20 protein-coding genes and 1 pseudogene are annotated in these 21,770 nt (G+C 50.8%); 13 read left to right on the plus strand and 8 right to left on the minus strand.

All coding sequences use genetic code 11. The features are described 5' to 3' along the window. The 6 genes and pseudogenes from moaC to IDAT_RS02960 all read left to right on the plus strand — a co-directional run. Entirely contained in the window at positions 1-498 is a 498-nt protein-coding gene (gene moaC / locus IDAT_RS02935) for a cyclic pyranopterin monophosphate synthase MoaC (protein ID WP_034730367.1), read from the plus strand. Continuing rightward, positions 491-739, plus strand: coding sequence for a MoaD/ThiS family protein (locus IDAT_RS02940; RefSeq protein WP_034730368.1), 249 nt, complete (start codon positions 491-493; stop codon positions 737-739). Before moaC ends, IDAT_RS02940 begins: the two co-directional genes overlap by 8 nt. 1 nt (position 740) lies before the next feature. Then, complete coding sequence (locus IDAT_RS02945) at positions 741-1,199, plus strand: molybdenum cofactor biosynthesis protein MoaE (RefSeq protein WP_034730370.1); 459 nt, start codon at positions 741-743, stop codon at positions 1,197-1,199. Next, the gene (gene modA, locus IDAT_RS02950) at positions 1,181-1,948 is read left to right on the plus strand and encodes a molybdate ABC transporter substrate-binding protein (protein WP_034730372.1); all 768 of its coding nucleotides are present in this window, start codon (positions 1,181-1,183) and stop codon (positions 1,946-1,948) included. The genes IDAT_RS02945 and modA overlap by 19 nt, the downstream gene beginning before the upstream one ends. Beyond that, the gene (modB, locus tag IDAT_RS02955) at positions 1,932-2,594 is read left to right on the plus strand and encodes a molybdate ABC transporter permease subunit (protein WP_034730374.1); all 663 of its coding nucleotides are present in this window, start codon (positions 1,932-1,934) and stop codon (positions 2,592-2,594) included. The genes modA and modB overlap by 17 nt, the downstream gene beginning before the upstream one ends. Positions 2,595-2,662: 68 nt before the next feature. Next, positions 2,663-3,646: pseudogene (locus IDAT_RS02960) on the plus strand (molybdenum ABC transporter ATP-binding protein); the annotation flags it as partial. A gap of 14 nt (positions 3,647-3,660) precedes the next feature. Here IDAT_RS02960 and moeA read toward each other — a convergent pair. Then, positions 3,661-4,881 (minus strand): molybdopterin molybdotransferase MoeA, encoded by a 1,221-nt coding sequence (moeA, locus tag IDAT_RS02965; RefSeq protein WP_034730379.1) that lies wholly within the window; start codon positions 4,879-4,881, stop codon positions 3,661-3,663. Continuing rightward, positions 4,878-5,531 (minus strand): two-component system response regulator NarL, encoded by a 654-nt coding sequence (narL, locus tag IDAT_RS02970; RefSeq protein WP_034730380.1) that lies wholly within the window; start codon positions 5,529-5,531, stop codon positions 4,878-4,880. The genes moeA and narL overlap by 4 nt, the downstream gene beginning before the upstream one ends. Positions 5,532-5,823: 292 nt before the next feature. Here narL and IDAT_RS02975 point away from each other — a divergent pair, with 292 nt between their 5' ends. After that, positions 5,824-7,146: an MFS transporter gene (locus IDAT_RS02975; protein WP_156099473.1), complete on the plus strand. Its 1,323-nt coding sequence runs from the start codon at positions 5,824-5,826 to the stop codon at positions 7,144-7,146. Here IDAT_RS02975 and IDAT_RS02980 read toward each other — a convergent pair. Further along, a complete protein-coding gene (locus IDAT_RS02980) occupies positions 7,143-8,948 on the minus strand; it encodes an ATP-binding protein (protein ID WP_034730382.1) in 1,806 nt (601 codons plus the stop codon). The two genes, IDAT_RS02975 and IDAT_RS02980, sit on opposite strands and share 4 nt — an antisense overlap. Positions 8,949-9,248: 300 nt before the next feature. Here IDAT_RS02980 and IDAT_RS02985 point away from each other — a divergent pair, with 300 nt between their 5' ends. From IDAT_RS02985 to IDAT_RS03005, 5 genes are read left to right on the plus strand one after another with little or no spacing between them, the layout of a single operon-like run. After that, the gene (locus IDAT_RS02985; RefSeq protein WP_034730383.1) at positions 9,249-12,968 is read left to right on the plus strand and encodes a nitrate reductase subunit alpha; all 3,720 of its coding nucleotides are present in this window, start codon (positions 9,249-9,251) and stop codon (positions 12,966-12,968) included. 21 nt (positions 12,969-12,989) lie between these two features. Continuing rightward, a complete protein-coding gene (gene narH / locus IDAT_RS02990; protein ID WP_034730384.1) occupies positions 12,990-14,525 on the plus strand; it encodes a nitrate reductase subunit beta in 1,536 nt (511 codons plus the stop codon). A gap of 3 nt (positions 14,526-14,528) precedes the next feature. After that, positions 14,529-15,257 (plus strand): nitrate reductase molybdenum cofactor assembly chaperone, encoded by a 729-nt coding sequence (narJ, locus tag IDAT_RS02995; protein ID WP_034730385.1) that lies wholly within the window; start codon positions 14,529-14,531, stop codon positions 15,255-15,257. Between the two features lie 10 nt (positions 15,258-15,267). After that, on the plus strand, positions 15,268-15,957 hold the full coding sequence (gene narI, locus IDAT_RS03000; protein WP_034730386.1) for a respiratory nitrate reductase subunit gamma: 690 nt from the start codon (positions 15,268-15,270) through the stop codon (positions 15,955-15,957). A 9-nt stretch (positions 15,958-15,966) separates the two neighbouring features. Beyond that, positions 15,967-16,734, plus strand: a complete 768-nt coding sequence (locus tag IDAT_RS03005) for a peptidylprolyl isomerase (protein WP_034730387.1) — start codon at positions 15,967-15,969, stop codon at positions 16,732-16,734. A 76-nt stretch (positions 16,735-16,810) separates the two neighbouring features. Here the strand turns inward: IDAT_RS03005 and IDAT_RS03010 are convergent, their stop codons facing one another. From IDAT_RS03010 to abiEi, 3 genes are all read right to left on the minus strand, one after another. Continuing rightward, positions 16,811-17,206: a hypothetical protein gene (locus IDAT_RS03010; protein ID WP_034730390.1), complete on the minus strand. Its 396-nt coding sequence runs from the start codon at positions 17,204-17,206 to the stop codon at positions 16,811-16,813. Positions 17,207-17,355: 149 nt separating this feature from the next. Then, a complete protein-coding gene (locus tag IDAT_RS03015; protein WP_051986533.1) occupies positions 17,356-17,706 on the minus strand; it encodes a nucleotidyl transferase AbiEii/AbiGii toxin family protein in 351 nt (116 codons plus the stop codon). Next, complete coding sequence (gene abiEi / locus IDAT_RS03020; protein WP_034730391.1) at positions 17,707-18,231, minus strand: type IV toxin-antitoxin system AbiEi family antitoxin; 525 nt, start codon at positions 18,229-18,231, stop codon at positions 17,707-17,709. A gap of 200 nt (positions 18,232-18,431) precedes the next feature. On the opposite strand from abiEi, the gene IDAT_RS03025 reads away from it, so the two are divergent. Then, positions 18,432-19,070: a thiopurine S-methyltransferase gene (locus IDAT_RS03025; protein WP_034730393.1), complete on the plus strand. Its 639-nt coding sequence runs from the start codon at positions 18,432-18,434 to the stop codon at positions 19,068-19,070. Here IDAT_RS03025 and IDAT_RS03030 read toward each other — a convergent pair. Together IDAT_RS03030 and IDAT_RS03035 are read right to left on the minus strand one after the other, a co-directional pair. Then, a complete protein-coding gene (locus IDAT_RS03030; protein ID WP_034730395.1) occupies positions 19,067-19,360 on the minus strand; it encodes a hypothetical protein in 294 nt (97 codons plus the stop codon). The two genes, IDAT_RS03025 and IDAT_RS03030, sit on opposite strands and share 4 nt — an antisense overlap. A 67-nt stretch (positions 19,361-19,427) precedes the next feature. Further along, positions 19,428-21,698 (minus strand): nitric-oxide reductase large subunit, encoded by a 2,271-nt coding sequence (locus tag IDAT_RS03035; protein ID WP_034730397.1) that lies wholly within the window; start codon positions 21,696-21,698, stop codon positions 19,428-19,430. Positions 21,699-21,770 lie beyond the last annotated feature (72 nt).

Consider the following 21,770-nt stretch of genomic DNA (forward strand, 5'->3'; position numbering starts at 1 on the left):
ATGAGTGATCAAAATTTTACCCATCTTGATGCCAGTGGAGCCGCACATATGGTCGATGTGGGTGGTAAAGATGTCTCCCAGCGCCAAGCCATCGCAGTGGCGACGGTACAAACCACGCCTGCGGTGGTTGCACAAATCGCCCAGCAGTCTCTACGTAAAGGCGATGTGCTTGCGGTGGCCCGTGTCGCCGGCATCATGGCCGCAAAGCGCACCAGCGATTTAATCCCCTTGTGTCATCCGTTAGCACTCACCAAAGTTACGGTTGAATTCGAGCTTGTTGAAACTAAAGGTCAGGTGCTGATTCAAGCGACTTGTGCGGTTGCGGGCGTGACTGGCGTTGAAATGGAAGCCCTCACTGCGGTCAGTATCGCAGCATTGACGGTGCATGATATGTGTAAAGCGGTCGATCCGCACTTGACGATTAACGGCATTCAATTACAAGAGAAAACCGGTGGCAAAAGTGGTCACTGGCGACGGGAGCATGCAACCCATGGTTAAAGTAAAATTTTTTGCGGCGCTTCGTGAACGCCTTAATTGTGCTGAGTTGACTTTAGATTGTGGTCCGAACGAGACGCTGGCAACGCTGCGTGCACGCTTAGTGGATTTGCATCCAAGTTGGCAAACTGAGCTGCACGATAAAGACGTTTTGTGTGCCAAGAACTTCAGCTTTTGCGGTTGGCAAGACCGCGTGAGTGCTGGTGATGAACTGGCTTTTTTCCCGCCGGTGACTGGAGGTTAATGTGAGCTTGACGATTCGCGTGCAAACCGCAGACTTTTCTCTCGCAGACGAATATCGAGTGCTGGCGCAAGACAGTCGTTGCGGTGCGGTGGTGACCTTTACCGGACTTGTGCGTGAATTACCAGACGCGGCCTTGACCGCGATGGAACTTGAACACTACCCCGGTATGACCGAACACGTACTCGAGCAATTAGCACAACAGGCGCAACAGCAATGGCAGACGGGCGCTATTACCATCATTCACCGTGTTGGCAAGCTAGCGTTAAACGAGCAAATCGTTTTTGTCGGTGTTGCTGCGCCGCATCGCAAGGCAGCATTTGCAGCAGCTATGTATGTCATGGATTTTTTGAAAACCCAAGCACCGTTTTGGAAGCAGGAACTCACCGCCAGTGGACGCTACTGGGTGGCCGCTAAGGCCAGTGATCAAGAGGCGCAGCAGCAATGGCAGCGCGACGCTTAGTTTATTTTTTACTGTTTATCAGCAGCTGTGCGGCACACGCACGTGAAGATATTCACGTTGCTGTCGCGTCCTCGCTACGTGGACCCTTCACTGAGCTGGTAAGCAGCTTTGCAGCACAACATCCTGAGTATCGTGTGCAAGTGACCTATGCCGCGACAGGGAAACTTGTCGCGCAAGTGCAAAACGGTGCGCCATATCATCTGCTTATTGCTGCAGATCCGCACTATTTGGCAACGTTATATCAGCGCGATTTACTTGCTACGACGCCTGAAATATTTGCCTATGGCGCCATTGCGCTGTGGCATCCTAATCGAACCGGCACGCCGGAACAACTGCTGCAGGAAGCACGGCATATCGGTATTGCACAGCCGCGGCATGCACCATATGGGCAAGCGGCAGTGCGCTATCTTGAGCAGCAAGAGTTGTTAGAAGACACTCAGCCACGTTTTATTTATGCGGAAAATGCCGCTCAAGTAGTACATCGGGTGTATGCCGGTGCTGTGCCTATGGGCTTTGTGGCGTTGAGTCAGCTCCATGAGTTAGGTGTCAACGCAGCCGACTATAGTCTATTACCATCCGCACCATTATTGGCCCACACCACAGCGTTAACGCGCAAAGGCGCAACATACGCAGGTGCGCAAGCGCTGCAAGCTATGCTCTGGCAGAGTGAGGGTCAGCAGTTGCTCGCGCGCTTTGGCTATCAGGTGACCCCGAAGGATGGGGAGTCCAGTTATGTTGCAAGCGAGTGATTGGCAGGCGATTAGCCTGACCTTGCAGCTAGCGTTAGTGACGACTGTGGTGTTGCTCGTGTTGGCGACGCCCTTGGCTTGGTGGTTAGCCTTTACCGAAAAACGCTGGCGCAGTTGGGTGCAGGCTTTGGTGGCCATGCCGCTGGTGTTGCCGCCGACGGTACTGGGCTTTTATCTGTTAATCACATTAGGGCCGCACGGCTTTATTGGGCAAACGCTGGAAGCTTTGGGCGGACGTCATTTGGCCTTTACGTTCACCGGTATTGTTATCGGCAGCGTGATTTATTCGTTACCTTTCGCGGTGCAGCCTTTGACCGAGGCGTTTCGGCAAATGGGTCGACGGCCGCTGCAAATTGCAGCAAGCCTCGGCGCGTCAAAACTCGATGCCCTGCGTACCATCGCATTACCAATGTGCCGTGGTGGCTTTGTGGTAGCGGCAACCTTAGTGTTTGCGCACACGCTTGGTGAATTTGGCGTCATTTTAATGATAGGTGGCAGTATTCCCGGTGAGACCCAAGTTTTATCGGTGCTAATTTATGACCATACCGAAGCACTCAACTATACCGCGGCGCACACGTTGTCATTAGGGATGATCGCGGTCTCACTGATGGTTTTAGCAATTGTTTATGGGCGTAGGCGCAGCTGATGAGCTTACATATTGATTGCACAATTACGCTCCAGCACTTTGTCTTACAAGCAAAGCTTACTTTACCGAGCCATGGCATCAGCGCCATCGTTGGGGAATCCGGGAGTGGTAAAACAACCTTGCTTGAAGCTATTGCAGGGTTGCGTCATGACGGCGCAACGACGGTGGTGTTTCAAGGTCGGCCCCTGCAGCTGAAGCAGATTGGTTTAGTGCTGCAACAGCCGCAGCTGTTCCCACATCTTTCGGTCGAGCAAAACCTTCGCTATGGCTGGCAACGGGCCACAGCGCATCGCATCGGCTGGGACGAAGTGATTGCCGCATGCGGTTTGCAAGATTTGTTGCAGCAGCGCCCAGCACAATTGTCAGGTGGTCAGCAACAGCGTGTTGCTTTTGCACGGGCGATTTTAGGACAACCGCAGCTGTTGTTATTAGATGAACCATTTTCGGCACTTGATGAAGCGACGCGTCACCATTTTGTGCGCTATTTGCGTACACTTACCGAACGCTATGCACTGCCGATAGTTTGGGTCAGTCATCAACTCACGGACGTGGTTGAAATTAGCGATTACTTAGTTGTGCTGCACGCTGGCCAGGTGCGGCAGTCAGGTCTATTGCAAGAGCAACTAAAGCAAGAGCCATTACGTTCGCAGGTGGCAGTAAGTGTGTTGTCGACCACTGTGGTCGAGATCGACAACACGCTAGCTTGCCGTTTACAGCTTGGTGATCAACACATGCAGTTGCCGCAGCCTCATGGCGCGGCGCTTAAGATTGGCCAACCCTATCGCATCCGTATTTATGCTCGCGATGTTAGCTTGACCTTAGCTCCGGTGGCCAATAGTAGTGTGCAGAATCAATTGCGCTGTGAAATTGTGGGGTGTCAGGCGGCGCAGCATCAAGCAGAATTGTTAGTTGAACTGGCCGTTGGGAAACAAACCTTTCTTGCACTGATCACCCGCAATGCTTGGCAGCAATTACAATTGCAACTAGGCACACAGGTCATTGCCCATTTAAAAGCTGCAGCGCTTCACGAAACCTTGCGCGAAACGCTTTAAGCTAGATCGTAAAACTAGGTTAGCAAGGCGTCAAAGGGTTGCAGGGTCACGGTTTCTCCTGTAGCAACGGTGTCACGATCTTGCTCTAATATGATAAAGCAGTTTGCTTGGGCGACGCTCGTCAAGACGGCTGAGCTTTGGCTACCGATGGGACGCACCAGTAACTTAGCATCCTTTTGCTCAAAGAAGCCACGTTGAAAGTCGGTACGGCCAGGACGTTTTTTGATGGTGCAAGCTGCTTCTGCAGTGAAAGTCGTGGGCACGGGTACTTGCTCGCCAGCAAGCTGACGCAGCATCGGTTGCACAATTTGATCCATGGTCACCACCGCGGCGACCGGATTGCCCGGTAAACCGCAGAACCAACTTGAGCCAAGTTGACCAAACGCGAAGGGCTTGCCAGGTTTCATGGCGATTTTCCAGAACTCAATATGACCTAATTTGGCCATCACGTCTTTGGTGAAGTCGGCATCACCCACCGAAACACCAGCACTTGAAATCACCACATCAGCGCTGCGCATGGCTTGTTGGAAAACTGCTTCAAGTGCCTCCGGGTCGTCGGCAATATGACCCAGGTCTATCACTTCAACGGCAAGTCGTTGCAACATAGCGCTTAAAACAAAGCGGTTACTGTCGTACAAATGACTCGAACTCGGTAGTGCCTCGCCGGGTTGCACTAACTCATCACCATTTGAGAACAATGCGACTTTTACTTTGCGGATCACCTCAACTTTGGCAATGCCAATGGAAGCTAGCAGCCCTACGTGAGTTGCGGTCAAGCGCTGTCCAGCGGTGAGAAGCATCGCGTCTTGATGAATATCACTGCCGCGCAACCGCACGTTATCCCCCGCCTGCACAGTTGCTTGGCACACAATAGCTGCGTCGGTGCGCTTCACTTGTTCTTGCATGATAACTGCGTCAGCGTCTGCCGGCATTTGCGCACCCGTCATAATGCGGACACAGCTCGCCTTTGGCAATTTACCGTCAAACGGGTGTCCTGCATAGGCGCTCCCGACCACCGACAAGGGCTCGCCAGTGTTCGCTTCAGCAGCCCGCACGGCATAGCCGTCCATTGCCGAGTTATCAAAGCCGGGCACATCAATAGGTGCGTATACCGGCGCAGCCAATACCCGATCAAGTGCTACAGTTAAATCCACGCTTTCGGTTGCAGTGAGTGGCGTAATCTGACTCTGCATCGCAGCTAAAGCTGCGCTCACTGGTAACCACTTGTCACTCACTTTTTCTCACCTTCTTGATTGACCATCCATACGGCTGCTTCAACGCGTGAACGCAAACCGAGTTTTTTCAACAGATGCTTCACATGGACTTTGACCGTACCGTCAGAAATATCCAGTTCACGCGCAATCACCTTGTTGCTCATGCCCTTGGCAATCAGTTTGAGGATTTCATGCTCACGATTGGTAAGGCTTTCGAGTTTGCCGCTGCCTTGTGGCGCAGGACGACGTAAAGCGGTCGCGAGTACTTCGGTGATGACTTCGCTGAGCACCATTTTACCGTCGATGGCGCGTTTTATTTGCTCAATCAATTGCTCGGGTTCCATGTCTTTCAACAAGTACCCATCAGCACCGTTGGTAATCGCTGCAACTACATCTTCGTCGGCATCTGACACTGTCAGCATCACTATACGTGAGGTAACCCCTTCATCGCGCAAGCGTTTGAGAGTTTCTAAACCGTCCATGCCCTGCATATTCAAATCCAGAATGATGAGGTCAGGGTCGAGTTCAACAGCGGTTGGAATAGCGTCTTTGCCATTACTGAATTCGGCCACAACTTCAAGATCGTCTTCAAACGAAATCAGTTGTTTGAGGCCTTTGCGTAGCAGTGGGTGATCGTCGACCAGCATAATGCTTGAGCGCACGTCAGTCATAAGTATTCTCCTTTAATTCATGCACGGTATTCTTACATAGATCTTGCGCTAGCGCATGACTTGGGTGTTTCGTTAGCAATTTATTGATGGCGGATGACGCTAAAAATAACCATGTAAAACAGGTGTTTATAAATTCATCTACCTAGTAGTGAGTATAGCCTCTATCTCAGAATAACCCATCATTATCTCCTTCGATTGCTTGTGAGCTGCAGCTGGCACCGCCATGCTAAGAGCGTCATCAACAACTTGAGTCGTCACCAAGCAAGCGCAGATCAAAGTGCAAAATGAAACTGTGAATAAACAATCAGGCTTACATGTGATGAGCAGCACGGCAGTATGGATGAGCTGGAGTGCGCTTGTGGTATTGCTGTACGCACTCGATCTTGGTTTTTCCTTTGCCCAACTGTTTGGCTTGCTAGCGCTGTCGGGTTTTGCCGCTGCGGCTTTCCAATTAGTATTCTTCTTTCTTGGCGATCGCGCACTTCAACCTAGTTTTATTCGCTTAACCAGTGGCTTATTGATACTGCCATGCGTGTTGATGATAGGGCTCTTTAGCCAACCAAATTTAGACTACACACTGCTGCAATTGCTGGCGATTGCATGCGGATTGGGTGGTGCACAGCTGTTTCTGCGAAGTATGCATGGCCTTGATGATACCCAAACCTCGGGTTGGGATCTTGCGGTGACCGCCAGTGTCGGCGGTTTAGGCATCTTAGTGGCACAAATTCTCACGCCTTTGCTAGCCATTGTGCCGAACTTTTTGGGTGCGAGCGTGGCCACGTTTACCACCGATATCAGTACCGGAACAGTATTAGGAGGCTTGCGTCCTGGAGCTGTCCTTACCCTAGCAAATATCGGTATTTTCTTTGCTGGCTTGGTCCTAGTTGCCATTATCAGGCGCCCTCTGAGCCAGTGCGAAAGCACCCCGCTGAGCACTCCTACAACGACCCGCCGCGCATTACTCCGCAACCCGCACACGTGGTTGATGACCGTACTTTACATTATGTCGTTTGGTACTTTTGTCGGCTTGGCGCTAAGCTTTCCGCTCGTATTAAAGTTTATTTTTGGGGTGAGTCGTCATTGGCAAGAGGGGCAATTATTAGCGGTGTTAAGCAACGACTACGCACCGCAGGCGCTAACCTATGCTTGGCTTGGGCCGTTAATCGGTGTGGTAGTAAGGCCCTTGGGAGGCTGGCTCGCGGACCAGTATGGCGGTGCAAAAGTTACTCTAGCGTGTTCAGTTGCGCTTACTCTAGTGAGTTTAGCTGCGGCGTGGGTCACGCGAAGTGCTTATTTAAGTTCGGCGCCAGAAGCCTATTTTCTTTTGTTTTTGCTGATTTTCTTTGCGCTGTTTGCCGCGGCATCGATTGCCAGTAGCGCCATTTGCCGGTCGGCCAGCGTGCTTTTTCCAGCCCATCAACTACCCAGTGCCTTACGTTGGCTTTCGGCTTGCGCCATCGCTGGAGCGGGCTATATGCCGTTGATGTGGGGCGTGCACAGCGTGACCGGCACACCCGACCTCGCGTTTATTGCTTTTGCTGGCTTTTATGGCCTTTGTGGACTGCTGGTAGTAAGCGTTTACCTGCGCCGTCATAGCGTATATTTCAACCCTTAAACGGTCTCGGTATCGCGTTCTTTGAGGTAGTCGGGGCGGAAGTTAAAATACACACCCGTGCCACCCTCATCACGGCGGCGAATAATAATATCGCCAGCGAGGTGCTTACTACGTTCTTGCATGATGGCCAAGCCGTAATGATTGAGTTTCTCGGCTTGTTCCGGAATACCTACGCCATCATCTTCGATGCTCAGACTAATGCCATGATCGATGGATTCTTGCAGGCGTATTACGACTTCGCTGCCCTTGCTGTGATGAATCGCGTTCTGGCATGCTTCACGAATGATTTGCAGCAAATGAATTTCTTCGTGTGGCGCGAGCGGGCTATTCGCCAATTGGTAATCGAGACGGAACTGTAAATCCGATTGGTCTTCGAATTGTTTTATTGTTGTTTGCAGCGCATTAATCAGTCCTGAACCGTCAACTTTAAGACGGAATGTGGTCAACAATTCGCGTAATTGCCGGTAGGCTGAACTGAGACCTTCACGCAGCTCTTGTGAGACGTCTTCGATGATAGCTTGGTCACCTTTGGCAAGGGCTTTGTCCAGCCGCGTAACCTGAATTTTCAGATAAGACAACGCTTGCGCTAACGAATCGTGGAGTTCTCGGGCAATCACAGTACGTTCTTGGATAAGTGCCAAACGCCGAACCTGCTCTTCTTCTTGCTTCAGGCTTAAGGCAATCGCCAACTGATCGCTGACCGATTGCATCAGTTGCTGTTGCCAGTCATCGATCTGCTCGCTGCGGTCACAACGCGCCACCAAGACGCCGTAATAATGATGATCACGTTCGAGCGGAAAGCGGTAGACGCGCTTCGCATCCATCACACTGACACCGCCACCCGCGCTCACACAAGCTGCGCAGTCGACGCCCGCACAAGGGTCATCTTCTTGCGCTTGCGGCTGTACCTGCAAATAGGGCTTGTCGCCAGCGGGAGTAATCAAGCAAAGCTCTATATCATCGACTTGTGAAGCGCGCTTGAGGCCCTCGACAATATCGGCAAAGTCATGGTAGCCCGGTGAACGCTCGATGATGCTGCGCGCCATATCGTAGAGAAATTGCAGCTTGGCATTACTGCGCTGAATCGCTTGGGTTTGCTCATCTACGCGTTTCTCGAGGTTGCCATACATGTAACTAATGGCATCGTTCATTTTATTCAATGTGGTACCGAGTACACCAAGTTCGTCTTCAGTTAAGTGTTTCACGCGCGCAGTAAAATCACCCTGACCAATGCGGCGTGCGGTTTGCGTGAGTTGCTGTAGCGGCTCCCGTACCCGACTGCGCAGCCAGTAAGCGATAAAGCCAGCCAAAGTAATGGTGCTGAATAACGATAAGATTTGGATCAGCCGAATCGCACGAATGCGTGATTCCGCCTCGGCTTGAATAGCATTTACCATCAAGTGTAAACGGGCAATGTGCGGGGCGAGTTCACGTTCGAGGTCGGTGTTCGATAGAGAACGACCAATGAGATTGGTTTGCAGCCGTTCCCAGTCTTCGCGCGTCGATTTAAAGCGTTCGGCAAGCTCACCCTCACCAAAGTTAAAGCGATTAAAAACAGGATGCCGCCACGTGTCGAGTAGCTCATCAGCGAAGCGCGCGGTTTCTGCAGAGTCAGGCTGTTGCAAATGATGCCAAGCATAGCGATAGGTTTGCATACGCAGCGAACCCGCAAGGTTGATCGCGAGCGCATCCTGGTCGGCGCGCTCCGATAACCAATACGAGGCGAGTAACGTGCCAACCGTAAGGGCAACGATGAGGCTGAGGGCGATGCCCATACGCGTGACAATAGAAATTTTCGACATCTGTCTCATAAGCTGCTTTAACACTTAATTGCATAGTTTACCGTGTCCTGTTTGAACACGCACGAATAACCATAGCAGGGGTGTGTTTAAGGGGCTACCTCTTCTGAACTTTGGTTACCGGCGTTATTTTTCGGAAAAACAAAAAACAACGGTAAAACAATAGATTAATCTCGTCTCAATGTACTCATTTGGGGGTATTTTTAGTCATTTATCAGCTTTTTGCTGCTCCTGCGCCCTATGGCGTTTGTACGACCTGTTAGCCACACTACGGCAGTAACGACATCTAGCAGGAGTTAAAGGATGAGTCATTTACTCGATAAACTGCGGTTTTTCAAAATCCGCAAAGAACCTTTTGCCGACGGGCATGGGGTAACAACCGACCAAGATCGTTCTTGGGAAAGCGGCTATCGCCAACGCTGGCAACATGACAAAGTCGTGCGCTCCACCCATGGTGTGAACTGTACTGGCTCGTGTAGCTGGAAAATTTATGTCAAAGATGGCTTGGTGACCTGGGAAACTCAGCAAACGGACTACCCACGCACCCGTCCTGACCTGCCTAACCACGAACCGCGCGGCTGTCCACGTGGCGCGAGCTATTCTTGGTATATTTACAGTGCGAACCGCCTGAAGTACCCAAAAATGCGGCAGAAGCTAATGGAGCTTTGGCGCGAAGCAAAAGAACAGTACAAAGATCCTGTGCAAGCTTGGGAATCGATTGTTACCGATCCAATCAAAGCAAAAAGCTATAAAGAGCGTCGCGGCTTGGGCGGCTTCGTGCGTGCCAGTTGGGAAGAAGTGAATGAACTGATCGCCGCCAGTAACGTTTACACTGCAAAAACTTATGGACCAGACCGTATCAGCGGCTTCTCACCGATTCCAGCAATGTCGATGGTGTCGTATGCCGCGGGCGCACGTTACTTGTCGCTGATCGGCGGCAACTGCTTAAGTTTCTACGACTGGTACTGTGACTTACCACCGGCCTCACCGCAAATCTGGGGTGAGCAAACCGACGTACCTGAATCTGCCGATTGGTATAACTCTAATTACATTATCGTTTGGGGCTCGAACGTACCACAAACCCGTACACCGGACGCGCATTTCCTGACAGAAGTTCGCTACAAAGGTACCAAAACTTGTGTCATTACTTCGGACTACTCAGAGGCTTCGAAGTTTGGTGACACGTGGTTGGCGCCGCGCCAAGGTACTGACTCAGCCTTGGCGATGGCGTTCGGCCACGTCATTTTGAAAGAGTACTACGTCAACCAACAAAGCAGCTATTTCCAAGACTACGTGAAGCGTTACACCGACATGCCGATGTTGGTCATGCTCGAGCCTGGCGAAAAAGTATTGAAGCAAGGCCGATTCTTACGCGCTGCTGACTTGGTCGATAATCTCGGTGAAGAAAATAACCCAGACTGGAAAACCATTGCGGTTAATGCCGGCGATCAGCGTTTAACCAGTCCAAATGGTGCTATCGGCTACCGTTGGGGTGAAAAAGGTAAGTGGAACCTCGAGCAAAAAGACAAAGGCGGCGATGTCGACCTCATGTTGAGCCTCAAAGACAGCCACGACGAAGTGGTTGAAGTAGGTTTCCCTTATTTTGGCTCCGCGCCACATGAATACGAGTACTTCCAGCACACCCATCACGATGAAGTGCAAGTACGTCGCATCCCAGCTAAGCGAGTTGAACTTGCCAATGGCGAAACCGCATTGGTTGCGACTGTTTACGATTTAATGTTGGCTCAGTACGGTGTTGACGACGGCAGTAACGATCCAAATCGTGCGCAAAGCTATGAAGACGATGTGCCGTACACTCCAGCTTGGCAAGAACACATTACCGGTGTTAAACCTGCCGACGTGATTCGCGTCGCGACCGAGTTTGCGCGTAATGCTGACAAAACCAAAGGCCGTTCAATGGTCATCGTGGGTGCTGCATTGAACCACTGGTACCACATGGACATGAGCTATCGTGGCTTGATCAACATGCTGATGATGTGTGGTTGTATTGGTCAGTCAGGCGGTGGTTGGGCGCATTACGTAGGCCAAGAAAAATTGCGTCCACAAACCGGTTGGCAGCCGTTGGCGTTTGGCCTTGATTGGCAGCGTCCACCGCGTCACATGAACGGTACCTCGTTCTTTTATAACCACTCAAGCCAGTGGCGTTACGAGAAACTGGATATGAGTGAAGTGGTATCGCCGCTTGCCGATAAAAACAAATGGCAAAGCTCGATTATCGATTACAACACCCGCGCTGAGCGCATGGGCTGGTTGCCGTCGGCGCCACAGTTGGGTACCAACCCACTCACCATCGCCGCCGCTGCTGAAAAAGCCGGTGTTGATGTCAAAGATTACCTGGTGTCACAGCTCAAAGATGGCAAGTTGAAGTTTGCTTGTGAACAACCTGATGATCCGAAGAACTTCCCACGCAACATGTTTATCTGGCGTTCAAACTTGCTGGGTTCTTCAGGTAAAGGTCACGAATACATGCTTAAGCACTTCTTAGGTACCAAACATGGCTTGCTCGGCAAAGATCTTGGCGATTTCGGTGGTAAGAAACCAGAAGACGTCGAGTGGGTAGACGATGGTGCTGAAGGCAAAGTAGACCTTTGGGTGACCCTCGACTTCCGCATGTCGACCACCTGCTTGTACTCAGACATCGTGCTGCCAACCGCAACTTGGTACGAAAAAGACGATATGAATACTTCGGATATGCATCCGTTTATTCACCCCTTAACCGCAGCCGTTGACCCCGTGTGGGAAGCGCGCAGTGACTGGGAGATTTTTAAAGGCATCGCCAAAGAATTCTCCCGCGTCTGCCAAGGTCATTTGGGGGTTGAGCAAGACGTGGTCACCACGCCAATCATGCACGACTCTCCCGGTGAGCTAGCCCAGCCATATGGTGTGAAAGCTTGGTGGAAAGGCGAGTGTGAAGCGATTCCTGGCGTCACCATGCCGAACATTACCGTGGTCGAGCGTGATTACCCAAGCACCTATCACCGCTTTACTTCGTTGGGTCCGCTGCTGGACAAACTTGGCAATGGCGGTAAGGGCATCAACTGGAACACCCAAGAAGAAGTCGATTTCTTAGGTAAGTTGAACCGTGTCCACCACGAAGAAGGCGCACACAAAGGTCGCCCAGTGATTGACTCGGCTATTGATGCTTGTGAGGTGATTTTGTCACTGGCACCAGAGACCAACGGGCATGTGGCAGTCAAAGCATGGCAAGCGCTTGGCGAGTTTACCGGTCGTGATCATACGCATTTGGCCAAGCCAAAAGAGGAAGAGAAAATCCGCTTCCGCGACATCGTCGCGCAGCCGCGCAAGATCATTTCATCGCCGACCTGGTCCGGTTTGGAAGATGAACACGTGTCTTACAACGCGGGTTATACCAACGTCCATGAGTTGATTCCATGGCGCACCGTTACCGGTCGTCAGCAGTTCTACCAAGATCACGAGTGGATGCGCGATTTCGGTGAAACGCTGTGTGCTTACAAGCCACCGATTAACCTGAAAACCGTAGAGCCGGTGTTGAACAAGAAAGGTAACGGCAACAAAGAGATCGTGCTGAACTGGATCACCCCGCACCAAAAATGGGGTATCCACAGCACTTACTCAGACAACTTACTGATGCTGACCTTGTCACGTGGTGGCCCGATTGTCTGGCTCAGCGAGAGCGACGCCAAAGCTGCAGGCATAGAAGATAACGACTGGATCGAAATCTTCAACGTCAACGGCGCGATCAGTGCGCGGGCAGTGGTGTCGCAACGCGTACCAGAAGGCATGAGCATGATGTACCACGCGCAGGAGCGGATTGTGAACGTGCCAGGTTCAGAGTTAACCGGAACCCGTGGCGGTATCCACAACTCAGTGACCCGTGCGGTCATGAAGCCGACCCACATGATTGGCGGCTACGCACAACAAGCCTATGGCTTTAACTACTACGGCACCGTTGGCTGTAACCGCGATGAATTCGTGGTAGTCCGCAAGATGGACAAAGTCGACTGGTTGGACACTGAATAAGGTTGGAGTGAGGACGTTACCATGAAAGTAAGAGCTCAAATTGGCATGGTGCTAAATTTGGACAAGTGTATCGGTTGTCATACCTGCTCCATCACTTGTAAGAATGTTTGGACATCACGCGAAGGCGTCGAATATGCTTGGTTCAACAACGTTGAAACCAAGCCCGGCGTTGGTTTCCCGAAAGAGTGGGAAAACCAAGACAAATGGAATGGCGGTTGGGTACGCAACAAACGCGGTCAACTGGAATTAAAAATCGGTGCCAAGCGGCGCGTGTTGGCGAATATTTTCGCCAACCCAGACCTGCCGGAAATCGATGATTACTACGAACCGTTTGATTTTGACTATCAACACCTACACACCGTAGGTGATACCAAGCATCAACCGGTAGCACGTCCACGCTCGCTGATCTCGGGTCAGCGCATGGAAAAAATCGAATGGGGTCCGAACTGGGAAGAGATTCTCGGTACTGAGTTTGCCAAGCGCAAAAAAGACAAGAACTTCGACGAAGTGGTGCAAAAAGACATCTACGGTCAATTTGAAAAAACCTTTATGATGTACTTGCCGCGCTTATGCGAACATTGTCTGAACCCAGCCTGTGTGGCCGCTTGCCCGTCAGGTGCGATCTATAAGCGTGAAGAAGACGGTATCGTTTTGATCGACCAAGACAAGTGTCGTGGCTGGCGCATGTGCGTATCAGGCTGTCCGTACAAGAAGATTTACTACAACTGGAAGACCGGTAAATCAGAAAAATGTACCTTCTGCTATCCGCGCATTGAAGCGGGTCAACCCACCACCTGTTCGGAAACCTGTGTTGGCCGTATCCGTTACTTGGGTGTGTTGCTGTACGATGCGGACCGCATCGAAGAAGCGGCAAACACTCCGAACGAGCAAGACCTGTATCAAGCGCAGTTGGATATCTTCTTAGATCCACATGACCCAGAAGTGCAAGCTGCAGCGCGTAAAGAAGGCATTGCTGAGAACTGGATCCAAGCTGCCCAGCGTTCACCGGTGTACATGATGGCGATGCAATGGAAAGTTGCGCTACCGTTGCACCCTGAGTATCGCACCTTACCAATGGTTTGGTATGTACCACCACTGTCACCGATCCAAAGTGCGGTCGAAGCCGGGCACGTCGGTATGAACGGTGAAATTCCAGACTTGAAATCGCTGCGTATTCCGTTGCGTTACCTAGCCAATATGCTGACGGCTGGTGACGAATTCCCAATCGTCCGCGCCTTGGAACGCATGATTGCCATGCGTGCCTACAAACGCAGCCAGAACGTTGACGGCGTCGAAGATCTTGAGGTCTTGAAGCAAGTGGGCTTGACCCAGCATCAAGTCGAAGAAATGTACCGTTATATGGCATTGGCGAACTACGAAGATCGTTTCGTCATTCCAACCAGCCACCGTGCTTATGCTGAAAATGCCTATGACCTGAAGGGCAGCTGTGGCTTTACCTTCGGTAATGGTTGTAGCGACGGCAACAACGGCGTGAACTTGTTTGGCGCGAAAAAGCAAAGCGTCCGCCAAGTCATTCCAGTGACGGTGAAGGAGTAAGTCATGCAAGTTTTACAAGTGATTTCACTGTTAATCGACTATCCACGCGAAGAGTTGCTCGAAGCTGCTCCGGAGTTACGCACCTTGGTGCGTAACTCGGAGTTGAGCGCCGCGCAGCAACAAGCGGTAGACGACTTTATCACCGAGCGCACCAGCACTAACTTGATGGATTGGCAGTCTGAGTACGATAGCTTGTTTGAGCGCGGTCGTTCATTGTCGTTGTTGCTGTTTGAACACGTGCATGGAGAGTCACGTGATCGTGGGCAAGCCATGGTCGATCTGATGAACCAATACCAGCAAGCCGGGTTAGAAATCGACATCAAAGAATTGCCTGATTACATTCCGCTTTACCTCGAGTTCTTAGCGACCCAAGGCGAAGACAATGCCCGTGAAGGTTTGGCTGAAGTTGCCCATATTCTTGCGGTGCTAGCGGCACGTTTAGAGCAACGTGAAAGCAATTATGCGGTGTTGTTCCAGAGCTTGCTTGAGTTAGCTGCTGTTGACGTTGACCTCAACGACGTACGCCAACAAGTGCAAGGCGAAAAACGTGACGACACACCGAAAGAGTTGGACAAAGTTTGGGAAGAAGAAATGGTGACCTTTACCGGCAACGACGCCACCAGCACTTGCCCGACGGCGCAAAACCGTCCGGCCGAGAGCCAGCGTCGCGATCAGTACATCCCATTGAATCTTGATCAACTCAGCAATGTAAAAAACGCTGCGGACGCCTAAGGAGTTCACCATGAATTATCTCAATACATTTTTCTTCGGTATCTACCCTTACATCGCGTTGGCAGTGATGTTTATCGGGACTTGGATCCGTTACGACCGCGAGCAATTCACCTGGAAAACCAGTTCTAGTCAATTGCTCGAAAAGAAACAACTACGCCGTGGCAGCATCGCCTTCCACATTGGTATTTTGGCGATTTTTGCCGGTCACTTTGTCGGCTTATTGACGCCGAACGCCGTGTGGCACGTTTTAGGCATCAGTGCTGGTACTAAGCAGTTGATCGCGATTGTGGCGGGTGGCCTGGCAGGTATTCTTTGCTTTTATGGCATGACCATCCTGATCTTGCGTCGCTTGAACAATCCACGCATTCGCGCAAACAGCAGCACCATGGATATCGTCATTTTGTTATTACTATATGCGCAGCTGATTCTCGGTTTGCTGTCGATTTTTGTGTCCTTGGATCACCTGGACGGTTCAACCATGTTGCTGTTAATGGCGTGGGCGCAAAATACCCTGACCTTTGACACTGCAACTGCCGTTGCGGCGATGACCGATGTGCATTGGATCTTCAAGCTCCACATCACTTTGGGTCTGACTATTTTCTTGGTGTTCCCATTTACGCGCTTGGTCCATATGTTTAGCGTCCCCGTGCAATACCTGCGTCGTCAGCATCAAGTCGTGCGGCAAAAAGCGGCACGCTAAGGAGTTGTGATGATTCACGTAAATCAGACAGTTATTGACGAACCCGCGATTCTGGCCGAGATGCAATACCATCCGGCCGATAGCCAGCAGCAAGCCATGGCCAAGGCTGCTGAATCCTTGGTGATCGGTGAGTTATTGCGTCAGCGTGCAAGCGAGCTCGGCTTGCACGTTGCCGACGAAAACAAACAGGCCAGCGATGACGATTTTCTCGCGGCATTAATAGAGCGCGAAGTCGCCATTCCAGAAGCGGACGAGCAAGCCTGTGCGACCTATTACCAGCAGAATCCGGAGCGTTTTACCACGTCACCGTTGCTGGAAGTACGCCACATCTTGTTGGCCGCCGCGCCCGATGACGAGCTCGACCGCGTCAATGCGAAAATGATGGCCGAGCAAATCATCAAGCAGTTGCACGAAGGCGACGACTTTAGTCGCTTAGCACAACAGCATTCGGCCTGTCCGTCGAGTGCGACCGCTGGCAGTTTAGGCCAAATTAGTCGCGGTCAAACCGTCGCTGAATTTGAACGCCAGGTCTTCACCGCTAACACTGGGCTGCTCCCCAACCCAGTGGAAACCCGCTACGGTTTCCACGTGGTCGCCGTCGATCGCAAAATCGAAGGCAAACAGCTCCCCTACGACGCGGTAAAAGACAAAATCGCCGCCTACTTGAACGAGAAAGTGGAACGTAAAGCCGTCGCGCAATACATTCACACCCTCATTCAAGCCGCCGAAATCAAAGGCTTTGATTTTGCGGTGTCGGATTCACCGTTGCTGCAGTAGCGCTCGGCGGATGCAGGGTCGTCATTTTCATTTAAAAATACACCGATCAGTTATCCAACTGATCGGTGACCTATATTTACTTTAGCTTGGCTTTTATTTCATCACTAAAGAGCATCAATATTAATGCTCCTTCAAAAAGAGTAAGTAAATATCCAATAGACGTATCTAGGTATATTGAAACACTGACTCCCATTACATAAGGGCTAACAAGAAGGTTATAGGCGATGAGCATGCTGAATAACCACTTAGCTATTGTTCTGTATGTATAAAGTCCAAGCAGGCTCAAGATATACAGCATTGAATATATGTATGGGAATGGATTAGTTGGCTCAAGCATTCCGCCTGTACCTGACATAGACAAAATATAAACCACTTCGTCAGCGTAAATATGGTGCCAAACTTGCGGCATGAGGAAAAACGCTGTGTATAGTGCTGCTGTTATAATTACTGTAGTTTGAAAATGCCTAGTCATGGCTCACCTTACTTTTATAGTTTGAAACGCGCCAAAAATTAACCATAGCTCTCGCCCTGCGGCCGATACCTCGGGAGGCCTGTCGGCTTTAAACTACGTATTTCCCATATCAAATCTATGTAGCGTGTCACCAGCAAGCAAACTGTTAGCTAGTCTATCAATTTCGGTTTGGACGTAGTTCCAGTAGTCGGGGTTATCCAAAGTCCGCGCTTGAATTGTTGCAGGAATGAACCGACGCATTTCTTGATAAAAATCGTCACGAGTTTCATTGCTACTTTGAAGTTATGGCCGCCGTTGAAATCAAGATCTTCTGAGAGTCGCGAACTGTTATAACACATACGTAGAGCTGTGCCGCCGATAAAGGTCAGCGCCGACATAACACCTTGCTGAACAAGTACAGCCATGATGTCGTGGTGTAAAATTTCTTTCTCAATAACGGGTGTGATCGCAGCTAAGTCGGGATTTGCGGCAACAATTTGCTGAAGATAGTGATTGAGCATTTAACTTTCCACCATAGAGATGTTTCTGTTGCAGGCTTTTAAATCGGCAATGGCTTGAGATGTGGTCGCTCTGAACATGCCGATTTCATTGTCGAAATAGAGATTAGGCATGATTTGGGCGATCGACTTTTTCGTGTGTGTGAATTCAATGATACCGTAGGGCGTTGAAAACTCGCCGCTGCGGCCTTTCGTCATCACCGTAAGTCGCCCCATGATGACCTGTGAGATATCGCCAGTATGACAGAGTTGGCTTTCTAGACTTATATAGTTGAGCACATTTCCGCGCAGCTTATTTACGATTTTATAAATTGCTGTCGTCGGTTCGGGCGGCGTTATGGTGCTTTCAAAAATGCCCTTAACTACGCGACGAATCAGCCCTTTTCGTGCGCAGTCGCTGAGGAACTTTGTAAATGCAGGTGACAGCGGCTCGCCCATCATAAAGGCAAGTTCCCGTGATGTGTGAACACCGCCGCCAGCTTTTACAGCATCTGAAAACAAGGCGAGTAGTCTTTCTTGTTTCAGCATAGGGTCAACACATTATTACCGTAATAGTAATGAAATGTAGACCAGAGGTGGGGTGAATTCAAGTTAAGGTGCACAAAATATTACCCATAGAGTAATGTTTTGTTAACCTTTGGGAAGGTGAAGCTTCCCGCGCGGCTAAAAAGAAAGTTATGACTTCAGAAAACGGATGCTAAAGTATTTGCAACCCACGGAGGCTTATTATGGACCACAACTTTTGGCATCAACGTTGGCAACAGCAACAAATTGGCTTTCATCGCGATGCTTTTCATGAGCTATTGACCGAATACTTTCCGCAAGCTTGTCCAACGGGTCGTATTTTGGTGCCGCTGTGTGGCAAGACAAAAGATATGTTGTGGTTGCTCGATCAGGGCTACAAAGTGTTTGGCATAGAGCTGAGCGAGCTGGCGGTGCAGGCGTTTTTCGCGGAAAACCAACTTAAGCCACAAGTGGCCAGTGTTGGTAATTTCAAGCAGTATACACTCGATGAACTGGTCATTTGGGTGGGCGATGTCTTTGATCTCACACCCAAAGATCTGGCCGATGTTGATGGTTGGTATGACCGTGCGGCGTTGGTCGCTCTGCCACCGGAAATGCGCACACGCTATGTAGAACTGCTCCGACAAACCTTACCGAGTGGTAGCCGCGGTTTGTTGGTGACTGTTGAATATCCAGATGGTTATCGTGAGGGCCCACCGTTTTCGGTGCCTGAAGACGAAGTCAAAAGTGCTTACGGGCAACGCTTCAAAGTGCAACGCAGGGCGCGCATCCAAGGTTTCGTGAACAACGAGCCCAGTATTGACAGTCCCGTCACCGAACAAGCTTACGTTATTTATGATTAAGAAATGAGGTTGTTGCGCTGCAGGACTTTGTAGGTGCGGCGTGCAAGCTTTTCCATGAACGCGAGATCAGCAAAGGTCGGCTCGGCGGTTTCGTTGTCGAGGTCGACTTGCCATTGGCTGACTTCGGCGTCGAGCATTTCCATCATTTTCTTGGAGCAGCCGCGGCAAATGCCTTGGCACATGTCGGCGTCTTCGAGGCCGAAGGGAATGGTATTGCGAATGGTGTTCAATAATGCCCGCATGGCATCGCTGGTATTGGGTTTGCGCTGTCGTGTTTGCACTTCAGACATAAGCACCTCCAAGCAAAAAAGGGAGGGCACCCTGGAGAGTAAGTGCGCCTCCCACAACGAGAACCGGTTAGTTCTGTTTGACTGCAACTGCATCAACTTGAGACTGTTTACCCCAAAGCCCGCTGACCACCTGCCAGCTAATCGCTAGGGCGCCAATGATGAAGATCACATCACCAACGGTACGGACCCAACGCAGACCTTCGAGCAACGGCTGCTGCATAAAGGCTTCGCTACGGGCATACCAGAGCCCTTCAGAGGCTGCGGCAAAGAACTGAATGAAGCCGATCGGTAACAGGCTGCTAAACAGCATCAGCACCAAGCCAATGTTCATCCACCAGAACGCGGTGTTCATCAGTTTGTCGTTGAACGCAAGATTTGGCCGGATATAGCGCAAAATCAGCAGTACGAAACCGAGTGCCAAGAAGCCATAGACACCGAACAAGGCTGCGTGAGCGTGGGTTGGCGTAGTGTTCAAGCCTTGCACGTAGTAGAGCGAGATCGGTGGGTTGATCATAAAGCCCAACACGCCGGCGCCCAACATATTCCAAAACGCTACAGCAACGAAGCACATGAGTGGCCATTTGATGCGAGCCATCCACGGCGCTTTGTGTTGCATGCTCCAGTTTTCCCAAGCTTCATAGCCAAGCACAATCAAGGGTACAACTTCCAATGCACTGAAGGTTGCGCCAACTGCCATCACTGGCGTTGTGGTTCCTGAGAAGTACAAGTGGTGGAAGGTACCTGGTACACCACCCAGCATAAACAATGACGCTGATGCGAGTGACGCCGTGGTTGCCATGCGCCGTGAAACGAGGCCCATGCTGTGGAAGATAAAGGCGATGGCAGTGGTCGCGAACACTTCAAAGAAGCCTTCGACCCACAAGTGAACAATCCACCAGCGCCAGTATTCCATCACTGATAAGTGGGTGCGTTCGCCGTAGAAGAAGCCAGCACCGTAGAACAGGCCGATGGCAACCACTGAGGCGGTGAACAAAGCCAGCAAGTTCTTGTCGCCTTTGACTTTGAAGGCACCAATCACGCCGCGCATCATCAGCACTAACCAGAACACGATGCCAACAAATTTACCGATCTGCCATAGGCGTCCAAGGTCAACGTACTCGTAACCTTGGTGACCCAACCAGAAGTTCAGATGTTCTGGCATAATTTGTGCGATGGCTAAATAGCTACCGACAAAAGTACCGCCCACGACGACGACCAATGCCCAAAATAGGATATCAACGCCAAGTTTCTGATATTTAGGATCTTTGCCACCGTTAATAATGGGCGCAAGGAACAAGCCAGCGGCTAAGAAGCCAGTTGCGATCCAGAATAGCGCAGCCTGAATGTGCCAGGTCCGCACTAAGCTGTAAGGGAACCACTCAGACACGTTAATGCCATAGAATTCCTGACCTTCAACTGTGTAGTGTGCGGTAAATCCTCCTAACAATACTTGCAAGGTGAATAATGCGACGACAATAAACAAGTATTTGCCCAAAGCTTTTTGTGAGGGTGTGAGCTTCACCAAGCTAATAGGGTCCTGTTTCGGTGCTTGGGGTTCTTCTTCATCATGTTTACGAATGAAAGCCCAGGCCCAAATCAAGCCACCAACCCCTGCGATCAGCAAAATCACACTGACAATGGACCAGATAATGTTCTCTGGGCTTGGCACGTTGTCGATAAGCGGCTCATGTGGCCAGTTATTGGTGTAGGTTACGTCGCTGTCAGGACGTTCGGTTGCAGCAGACCATGCGGTCCAGAAGAAGAAGTCAGTCATTTGCTGACGACGCTCGAGACTTGGCAAGGTGTTTTCTTTCATGGCATAGCTTTCACGCGTGCCACGCAAGCTGGCGTCATCGCTAAACAAGCGCACGTAATAGTCGGCGGTTGCAGCCATCGCTTGTGCCCGACGTTCACCTAATACAACCTCATTAGTGGTCGGATTGTAGGTGTTGGTGCGATACGCCTGTTTCAGCTCGAACTGCAGCTGATTTTGTTGTGCCGGGGTGAGCTTATCGTAGTCTGTTGCGAAAGTTTCTGCAGCGGCTAGCTCAAGCCAGGCCACTAGTTCACGATGTAACCAGTCAGCCGTCCAATCAGGTGCTTGATAAGCACCGTGGCCCCAAATTGAACCCAACTGCATACCGCCGACGGATTGCCACGCAGTTTGTCCATCTAAAATCGACTCTTCGGTCATCAAAGTCTGCCCGTTTGTCGTTACAAACTTAGCAGGAATCGGCGGCGCTTCCCGATACACTTCTTTGCCGAAATACCCCAAAATACCGAACGTAATCGCCAGAATCGCGATGAGCGTCCACCAAAGTTTTTTATAACCGGCCATACATCACCTTTTTAATTGAAGTCCATCTTCATGGGTGTATCTGCAATTAGCTTGCCAACTTTTAAGTCATTG

This window comes from Pseudidiomarina atlantica, assembly GCF_000753735.1.
Lineage (GTDB): Bacteria > Pseudomonadota > Gammaproteobacteria > Enterobacterales > Alteromonadaceae > Pseudidiomarina > Pseudidiomarina atlantica.